The organism is Enterococcus sp. AZ140, from assembly GCF_051714405.1.
Taxonomy (GTDB): Bacteria; Bacillota; Bacilli; order Lactobacillales; family Enterococcaceae; genus Enterococcus_B; species Enterococcus_B pernyi.
Genome location: NZ_JBIORU010000001.1, coordinates 745708 through 755000 on the forward strand (window position 1 = coordinate 745708; position 9293 = coordinate 755000).

Sequence of the window (9293 nt, forward strand, 5' to 3'; positions counted from 1 at the left end):
AAAAAATCATCCATAAAAATCCTTTTGCGATTTTTATGGATGATTTTTTATTTTTATTTGATTATTGTGTCAAACGGCTTCGTTTTTCCGGTTCTTGGTGGGCCAAGCGGCTTGCGGCAGAGGCAGCAATTGCTCCCACGATATCATCTAAAAATGTATGGACATTTTTGCCATCGTGACTATTTAACTTTTTCAAGATCCCAGGTTTTACTTTATCGATATAGCCATAATTGGTAAAACCAATCGTTCCATAAACATTGACGATCGACAAGGCTAAAATTTCATCTATTCCGTATAATCCTTCATCATCTTCAATGATATGCTGAAGAGGGCTCATCAATTGTTTTTGTTCTGCCAAGATATCTAATTGGATGCCAGTAATGATCGCGTTATGGACTTCACGCTTTGTCAAGACTGCGTTAATACTTTCCGCACAATCCTCCAAGCTTAAATCTGAGATATAGTCTTTTTGTAAAAACATGACTAATTCAGCGATATCCTCAATCGTTACGCCACGTTCTTTTAGGAGATCTCGCGCTTTTTCTTCTAAGGTTTCTGTTTTTATGACCATTTTTGATTCCTCCGTCTCTTCTTTCTATCTATAATGGTAACGTAGTACGTACAAAAAGCAAGAATCATTTCTTTTATAAAAAAACAGCTAAGTTATTTTTGTCCAAATGTTTTATCGTAAAGGCTTGTACTATGACCAGGCTGCGTACGTTCTTTTGGATTGATGAAATGCAACGCGTTATTGACAGCAGTCGGTGCCTCTCCAAATCCCGTGGCAATCAATTTCACTTTTCCTTCATAGCTACAAATGTCGCCAGCAGCATACACACCAGGAATTGAAGTTGACATATCAGAGTGGACGGTGATCGCATTTCTGGAACTTTCAAGTCCCCAAGAAGATAAATGCTCTAAATTAGAAGTGAACCCATAATTGACGATCAATGAGTCAACCATGAGATCAATCGTTTCATCCGTCTTAGCTTTTTTTAGACGAATGTCTGACAACTCTCCATTTAAACCAGATAAACGCTCAATCAAATAAGGTGTTAATACATTTACAGAGGATTGATTCAACTGATTGACGCTATGTTCATGAGCCCTAAATGCCTCTCGACGATGAATCAAATAAACTTCACTCGCAATAGGTTCAAGCATCAGTGCCCAGTCGATTGCTGAATCCCCACCACCAGCAATGGCAACTTTCTTTCCTGCATATTTCATCAAGTCGTTCACGAAATAATCTAACCCATGGTTTTCGTATCGGTCAGCATGTTCTAAATTCAGCTTTCTTGGTTGGAAAGAACCACTTCCTAGCGTCAGGATCACAGCTTTTGAATAATGGATACCTTTCGTAGTAGTGATCTCGATGATCTCATCTTCTCTGGAAAGTGAGAGAACTTCTTCATTTAAATGAAATGTATGATTAAAAGTGGTCAATTGTTTCTTTAAATTATTAACAAGATCAACCGCTTTGATTGCTGGATAACCAGGAATGTCATAAATATATTTTTCAGGGTATAAGGTAGTTAACTGTCCACCAAGTTGAGGCAAACTATCAATAATATTGGTTTTCGCTTGGCGCATACCAGCATAAAAAGCTGCAAACATGCCAACCGGCCCTGCACCAATAATTGTAATATCGTAAATTTCCATTTGAAATTCCTCCCTTGGTGACACTATAACAGAATTTAATTGAGAATTCTTCTCAAATAGTTTAATTATGGAACGAGCAGTCACTAAAATATAAGGAGTGATCTAACATCTAGTTTATTTACTTTCAATATTAGCTAAAAAGAGTTATTTTACTAGTACGAAGTGTTTGAATCTAAGAGGTAGAATTTTATGATTAAAAGAATAACAAGCAATGCAAAAGAAGACGGAGTATTGACACTGTCTTTTCTTTTAGCAATAGGTACCATGTTCATCATCCCGCCAAACTTCAATTATTTTTCTTATATCGATTTTCACACATTGATTCTTCTTTTTTGTTTGATGTTGATTGTAGAAGGGATACGGCAACAACAGTTTTTCGATTATCTAGGCAATTATTTGATCACCCAGACAAAAAATACGAGAGGGATTATTTTGATTTTAGTGTTTCTCACGTTTATCAGTAGTATGCTGATTACGAATGATGTGGCACTGATCATTTTTGTACCATTTGGTCTATTGATAGTAGAAAGGATCGGCATGCGAACATTGATTCCTCTCGTCATAACTTTGATGACGATTGCGGGTAATCTAGGAAGTATGTTCACTCCGATCGGTAATCCACAAAATCTTTATTTATTCGCACAATCACACTTACAACTGTTCGAATTTTTACAGTTGATGCTTCCCTATACACTAGCTGCTGCCATATTATTGGTGGTGTTGATCTATGGGAGAATCAAGAATAATACCATCGATTTGGCGAATACAGAAGAGATAATGTTAAAGCGAAAACAACTCATTTTTTATTTTGGTCTATTTTTAATATGTCTTCTAGCTGTAAGTGGCATCATCCCTCATTATGTCGTATTAGTCTTAGTGAGTGTCAGCATCCTAGGCAATGATCGCCGACTCTTTAAACATATCGATTACTCCTTATTATTTACGTTTGTTTTTCTTTTTATATTCATCGGGAATATCAAACAAGTAGATGTTGTCCGAGCCTTTTTTGAAAAAAGTGTGGCGCATCATGAAGTCAGTGCAAGCATTTTTGCAAGTCAATTGATTAGTAATGTTCCTGCGGCGCTCCTGTTATCAAGTTATACAGAAAATATCAAGGGTCTGATCATTGGGACGAACTTGGGAGGATTAGGGACATTGATTGCTTCAATGGCAAGTTTGATCTCTTACAAATTAGTCATCAAGCAATATCCGGAATGGAGAAAAAAGTATTTATTCGTCTTTGCATTCTACAACATCGTTTTTTTGATTTTCTTGTGGCTCATCTTTACCGTATATCAATAGAATATGTTATGATTACACAGGAAGACAGAATTTTTTAGGAGGAAGAAAAAATGGCATTTCCACAACTTGATCTTATGAATGAAAAGGGGCCTAAAGCTCTTATAAAAACGAACCGCGGAGATATTACAGTAAAACTATTTCCTGAGTTAGCACCTAAAACAGTCCAAAACTTTGTTGAATTAGCAAAAAAAGGGTACTATGATGGCGTGATTTTTCATCGTGTGATCCCTGATTTCATGATTCAAGGAGGCGACCCAACCGGTACAGGTATGGGAGGTGAAAGCATTTACGGCGAAAGTTTTGAAGATGAGTTCAGCCGCGAATTGTTCAATCTACGTGGCGCACTATCAATGGCTAACTCTGGTCCAAATACAAATGGCAGCCAATTCTTTATCGTCAACAACACAAATGTGCCAGAAAACATGCTTAGTCAATTAGAAGGAGCAGGATTCCCTAAAGAAATCATTGAAGCGTATAAAAATGGTGGAACACCATGGCTTGATTTCCGTCATACAGTGTTTGGCCATGTACTTGAAGGAATGGATACAGTCGATGATATCGCAAATGCGCAACGTGGACCACAAGATCGTCCAGTACATGATGTAGTGATCGAAACGATTGAGATTTCTGAATAAAGTAAAATTTTAAACATACCAAGCTCAAAAAAAAACACCGAACAGCAAAAGCAGAAAATACTTTTGCTGTTCGGTGCTTTTTTGGTTGGGGTGGTAACAAAGTAGGGAAGACTAACATTTTTTGTCCAATGACTTCTTTCGTTTTCTAACTTAAAGCACGTTGGATACGTAAAAGCCCTTCTTTTAATACTGATCTTGGACAAGCGACATTCAAACGCATATGGCAATGACCACTTGGTCCAAAACTGATCCCAGGATTCAAGACGACTCTGCCTTTTTCAATCAGCTTCTTTTCAAGTAGCCGGTCATCGTTCGTGTAGGCAGAAAAATCAAGCCATATAAGGTACGTTCCTTCTGGCTTCATCACTTTGACATCAGGGAGATGCTTAGTAAAGAAGGTAATGACTTCTTGGACATTTTCTTCCAGATAAACTAATAACTCATTTAACCATTCCTCACCAGTTTCGTAAGCAGCTTGAGTGCCTAAGAGTCCGAAAGTATTGATTCCTTGATGTTGATTTTTTTCTAATTGTTTCGTAAAGCGACTTTTTAAATCATGATCTTTGATGAAGACCATTGAATTTTTTATTGCAGCTAGATTAAATGTCTTAGTTGCTGAAGTGAATGTGATCAATAATCGAGAAAGGGCAGGATCAATTGTTTGCATCGAGGTGAATCCATGTCCGGAAAAGACGATATCTTGATGGATCTCATCACTAAATAAGAAGACGTCGTATGTTAAGCAGAGTTCACTTAACTGTTTGAGCTCTTCTTTAGTCCAAACACGACCACCTGGATTATGCGGGTTACATAGAATCATTGCTTTTATCTTGTTTGAGACGATTTTTTCTTCCATATCTTGAAAGTCCATTTCAAAATGATCGGCTGTTTTATTTAAAGGACTGCGAATCAATTGACGCTCATTATTTTCAACAATTGCACCAAATGGAGGATAAACTGGATCATGAATCAACACTGCATCACCTGGAGCTGTAAATGCTTGAATCGCCAATGAGAGACTAGCTAAGACTCCACTAGTGAAAAGAATGTGGTCTTTAGTTAGAGTCACATGATGGCGCCTTTCTTCCCAATCAATCACTGATCGGTAGAGACCGTCCGGTACGATCGAATAACCAAAAATGCCTTTTTGCAGATAGTTTTGAAAAGCGGTTGTTACTCCTTGAGGGGCAAGAAAATCCATATCCGCTACCCATAAAGGTAAAAGATCATTCCTATGATAAGTTTGTGAGATGGCATCCCATTTTACGCTATCTGTGTTTAGTCTTGAAACTATTTCATCAAATTGTTCCATCTATAAGACCTCCATATCTAGATGCAAGAACAGAACTTCTTTTTTTTTAATATTTACAGTATAATGATAAATGCGAAGAGAGGGAAGTATATGACTTATAGAATAGGCGAAATAATCAAAGGGAAAATTACTGGAATACAACCATATGGAGCGTTCGTTTCATTAGATGAAGAGACACAAGGGTTGATCCACGTATCAGAAGTGCAATCTGGTTATACGAAAAGTATTCATACATTATTGAAGGTGGGGCAACCGGTGACTGTACAAATCATTGATATTGATGAGTATTCGAATAAAATCAGTCTGTCGTTACGTACCTTAGAAAAGAAAGTACCATCGATCCCATACCGAAGAAAACGATACTTCACTAATAAAAATAAAAAAATCGGGTTTGCAACGATTGAAAAACAGTTACCTATATGGATCAAGGAAGCGTTGATCCAATTAGATAAAAAAGAATCAAGGAAATAAAAGTGTATTTTTTCTGAAAATATGCTAAAATTCTCTTGTAAGCCATAAACAAGTTGATCGAGGTGGAAATTTTGGCAAACAAAAGAGTCGCTGGTACAATTATGTTGCATTTGGAGGATGGATCTAAAAAATTTTTAGTTCATTCAAGAGAGAATAAATTAGAGTTCGCATGCGCAGACCACTCAAATGATAAGACTGGTTTAGCAAACATACTTAGTTTCTTAAAAGAAATCGTTCATATTGATGTGAGTAAAATCAACTTGATGGAGTTGACGAATACCCATATCAATCAAGAAAATGTTCCACTTTTTGTTTTTGAAACGGAACAAAAAAATCAACAAGAACAGTTAGGCGAAGGTTATCATTGGGAAGATCCAGGACAAATGCGTACGGTACTAGGGATTTATGAAGTAGATGGTGTACCGATTTTTTAAATTGATTCAAGTACCTCTACCAAAGAGAAATGAATACCGTTCGCAGGTGTATAGTTGACTACTTGAGAATCAACGAATAAAATAGGAGATCATTTTTTGGAACCAAGCAGGACTTTCAGAGAAGTTTGAATATCTTTCAAACTTCTTTTTTTTGTCTATCTTAAAAGAAAAGTAGAAGAGAATGTTCAGGATTCAATTGATTTTTTACCTGTTTTATAAAAAAAGCACTTAAATACATGGATAATCCGAATGATCATAAAATGATTGGAAACCTTGTCTTTTTTTTACTTAAAAATAAGTATTGACGCTAGGTGTGTAGCATGGTAAATTAGAAAACGTTGATTCGAAAAAAAGTTCTTTTGAAAATATTCAGAAAAACATCGAAAAAACTATTGACCGCTGGATGAAACCATGTTAATATAACGAAGTTGAATTATTTCAGCGCTTTGTGAGGCGCTTGTATGTAAGAATTTAAAGCGAAATAAAGTGTTGACAAATAACATGCGACGAGTTATGATAAGTGAGTTGCTAAAACGACCTCGTGAAAAACGAGTTCAAAAAACTTTTAAAAAATAGTTGACAATCATTCGAGAGTTTGCTAAGATATAAAAGTTGCTACGGCAATCACAAATGATAAGTTGAGACAGTTGTGTTTCGATTATCACGTAGACCTTTGAAAACTGAACAAAGTAAGACAAACCAAATGTGTAGGGCGTCTTGATTCAATTCAAGACAACAAACATTTTTAACAAGCAAGCAATATGCTAGCAAACAATTGAGCTTAACAATCGCAAGATTGTTCTAACTTTTATTTATGAGAGTTTGATCCTGGCTCAGGACGAACGCTGGCGGCGTGCCTAATACATGCAAGTCGAACGCTTCTTTTCCCACCGGAGCTTGCTCCACCGGGAAAAGAGGAGTGGCGAACGGGTGAGTAACACGTGGGTAACCTGCCCATCAGAAGGGGATAACACTTGGAAACAGGTGCTAATACCGTATAACAATCGAAGCCGCATGGTTTCGTTTTGAAAGGCGCTTTACGGTGCCGCTGATGGATGGACCCGCGGTGCATTAGCTAGTTGGTGAGGTAACGGCTCACCAAGGCAACGATGCATAGCCGACCTGAGAGGGTGATCGGCCACATTGGGACTGAGACACGGCCCAAACTCCTACGGGAGGCAGCAGTAGGGAATCTTCGGCAATGGACGAAAGTCTGACCGAGCAACGCCGCGTGAGTGAAGAAGGTTTTCGGATCGTAAAACTCTGTTGTTAGAGAAGAACAAGGGTGAGAGTAACTGTTCACCCCTTGACGGTATCTAACCAGAAAGCCACGGCTAACTACGTGCCAGCAGCCGCGGTAATACGTAGGTGGCAAGCGTTGTCCGGATTTATTGGGCGTAAAGCGAGCGCAGGCGGTTTCTTAAGTCTGATGTGAAAGCCCCCGGCTCAACCGGGGAGGGTCATTGGAAACTGGGAGACTTGAGTGCAGAAGAGGAGAGTGGAATTCCATGTGTAGCGGTGAAATGCGTAGATATATGGAGGAACACCAGTGGCGAAGGCGGCTCTCTGGTCTGTAACTGACGCTGAGGCTCGAAAGCGTGGGGAGCAAACAGGATTAGATACCCTGGTAGTCCACGCCGTAAACGATGAGTGCTAAGTGTTGGAGGGTTTCCGCCCTTCAGTGCTGCAGCTAACGCATTAAGCACTCCGCCTGGGGAGTACGACCGCAAGGTTGAAACTCAAAGGAATTGACGGGGGCCCGCACAAGCGGTGGAGCATGTGGTTTAATTCGAAGCAACGCGAAGAACCTTACCAGGTCTTGACATCCTTTGACCACTCTAGAGATAGAGCTTCCCCTTCGGGGGCAAAGTGACAGGTGGTGCATGGTTGTCGTCAGCTCGTGTCGTGAGATGTTGGGTTAAGTCCCGCAACGAGCGCAACCCTTATTGTTAGTTGCCATCATTTAGTTGGGCACTCTAGCAAGACTGCCGGTGACAAACCGGAGGAAGGTGGGGATGACGTCAAATCATCATGCCCCTTATGACCTGGGCTACACACGTGCTACAATGGGAAGTACAACGAGTCGCGAAGTCGCGAGGCTAAGCTAATCTCTTAAAGCTTCTCTCAGTTCGGATTGTAGGCTGCAACTCGCCTACATGAAGCCGGAATCGCTAGTAATCGCGGATCAGCACGCCGCGGTGAATACGTTCCCGGGCCTTGTACACACCGCCCGTCACACCACGAGAGTTTGTAACACCCGAAGTCGGTGAGGTAACCTTTTTGGAGCCAGCCGCCTAAGGTGGGATAGATGATTGGGGTGAAGTCGTAACAAGGTAGCCGTATCGGAAGGTGCGGCTGGATCACCTCCTTTCTAAGGAATATTACGGAGACTACACACGTTTGTCGATACTTTGTTCAGTTTTGAGAGGTCTACTCTCAAAATTTTGTTCATTGAAAACTGGATATTGAAGTAAAAATGTAAGTAATACAAACCGAGAACACCGCGTTGAATTTGAAAGCTAAACAAATCGTTTAGCCTTAAGCAAAATAGGCGGCCAGAAGTGAAAGCTTGCTTTCACGGATTGGACGATCTTTTTGTCGAAAAGGCTGATTTGTGTGCTGGATAGAGTTTTTTAATAAGTTCAATTGCTTATTTTTCTTGATTGGACTTCTATCGCTAGAAGAAAGATCAAAACCCAACCGCAAGGTTGATAAGGTTAAGTGAATAAGGGCGCACGGTGGATGCCTTGGCACTAGGAGCCGATGAAGGACGGGACTAACACCGATATGCTTTGGGGAGCTGTACGTAAGCTATGATCCAGAGATTTCCGAATGGGGGAACCCAGCATCTTTTATAGGATGTTACGTATACGTGAATACATAGCGTATACGAGGTAGACGCAGAGAACTGAAACATCTAAGTACCTGCAGGAAGAGAAAGAAAATTCGATTCCCTGAGTAGCGGCGAGCGAAACGGGAAAAGCCCAAACCAATGAGCTTGCTCATTGGGGTTGTAGGACTCCGATATGGTAGTTCTTTCAGATAGTCGAATGACTTGGAAAAGTCAGTCAGAGAGGGTGAAAGCCCCGTAGATGAAATTTGGAAGGCACCTAGGAGGATCCTGAGTACGGCGGAACACGAGGAATTCCGTCGGAATCCGGGAGGACCATCTCCCAAGGCTAAATACTCCCTAGTGACCGATAGTGAACCAGTACCGTGAGGGAAAGGTGAAAAGCACCCCGGAAGGGGAGTGAAATAGAACCTGAAACCGTGTGCCTACAACAAGTCAAAGCCCGTTAATGGGTGATGGCGTGCCTTTTGTAGAATGAACCGGCGAGTTACGATTGCATGCGAGGTTAAGTTGAAGAGACGGAGCCGCAGCGAAAGCGAGTCTGAATAGGGCGTTTGAGTATGTAGTCGTAGACCCGAAACCATGTGATCTACCCATGTCCAGGTTGAAGGTGCGGTAAAACGCAC

At 40.3% G+C, this 9293-nt stretch carries 7 protein-coding genes and 2 rRNA genes (1 of these 9 running past the window's edge); 6 read left to right on the forward strand and 3 right to left on the reverse strand.

The features are described 5' to 3' along the window. Positions 1-61: 61 nt before the first annotated feature. Together IGJ39_RS03535 and IGJ39_RS03540 are read right to left on the reverse strand one after the other, a co-directional pair. Positions 62-571: a phosphatidylglycerophosphatase A family protein gene (locus tag IGJ39_RS03535; protein ID WP_010736099.1), complete on the reverse strand. Its 510-nt coding sequence runs from the start codon at positions 569-571 to the stop codon at positions 62-64. 92 nt (positions 572-663) lie between these two features. Further along, positions 664-1662: an NAD(P)/FAD-dependent oxidoreductase gene (locus tag IGJ39_RS03540; RefSeq protein WP_065096161.1), complete on the reverse strand. Its 999-nt coding sequence runs from the start codon at positions 1660-1662 to the stop codon at positions 664-666. 189 nt (positions 1663-1851) lie between these two features. Here IGJ39_RS03540 and IGJ39_RS03545 point away from each other — a divergent pair, with 189 nt between their 5' ends. Continuing rightward, positions 1852-2964: an SLC13 family permease gene (locus IGJ39_RS03545; protein WP_019724008.1), complete on the forward strand. Its 1113-nt coding sequence runs from the start codon at positions 1852-1854 to the stop codon at positions 2962-2964. 50 nt (positions 2965-3014) lie between these two features. After that, the gene (locus IGJ39_RS03550) at positions 3015-3599 is read left to right on the forward strand and encodes a peptidylprolyl isomerase (protein ID WP_010736096.1); all 585 of its coding nucleotides are present in this window, start codon (positions 3015-3017) and stop codon (positions 3597-3599) included. Between the two features lie 145 nt (positions 3600-3744). Here the strand turns inward: IGJ39_RS03550 and IGJ39_RS03555 are convergent, their stop codons facing one another. After that, positions 3745-4911, reverse strand: a complete 1167-nt coding sequence (locus tag IGJ39_RS03555) for a MalY/PatB family protein (protein ID WP_066026582.1) — start codon at positions 4909-4911, stop codon at positions 3745-3747. Positions 4912-5001: 90 nt separating this feature from the next. Between IGJ39_RS03555 and IGJ39_RS03560 the strand changes: the two genes are divergently transcribed. From IGJ39_RS03560 to IGJ39_RS03575, 4 genes are all read left to right on the forward strand, one after another. Beyond that, positions 5002-5382, forward strand: coding sequence for a CvfD/Ygs/GSP13 family RNA-binding post-transcriptional regulator (locus IGJ39_RS03560; protein ID WP_019724010.1), 381 nt, complete (start codon positions 5002-5004; stop codon positions 5380-5382). Positions 5383-5453: 71 nt separating this feature from the next. Further along, entirely contained in the window at positions 5454-5816 is a 363-nt protein-coding gene (locus IGJ39_RS03565; protein ID WP_019724011.1) for a hypothetical protein, read from the forward strand. Between the two features lie 810 nt (positions 5817-6626). After that, a 16S ribosomal RNA gene (locus tag IGJ39_RS03570) occupies positions 6627-8187 on the forward strand. A gap of 344 nt (positions 8188-8531) precedes the next feature. Continuing rightward, a 23S ribosomal RNA gene (locus tag IGJ39_RS03575) occupies positions 8532-9293 on the forward strand (it continues 2153 nt past the right edge of the window). The 16S and 23S rRNA genes sit together here, the layout of an rRNA operon.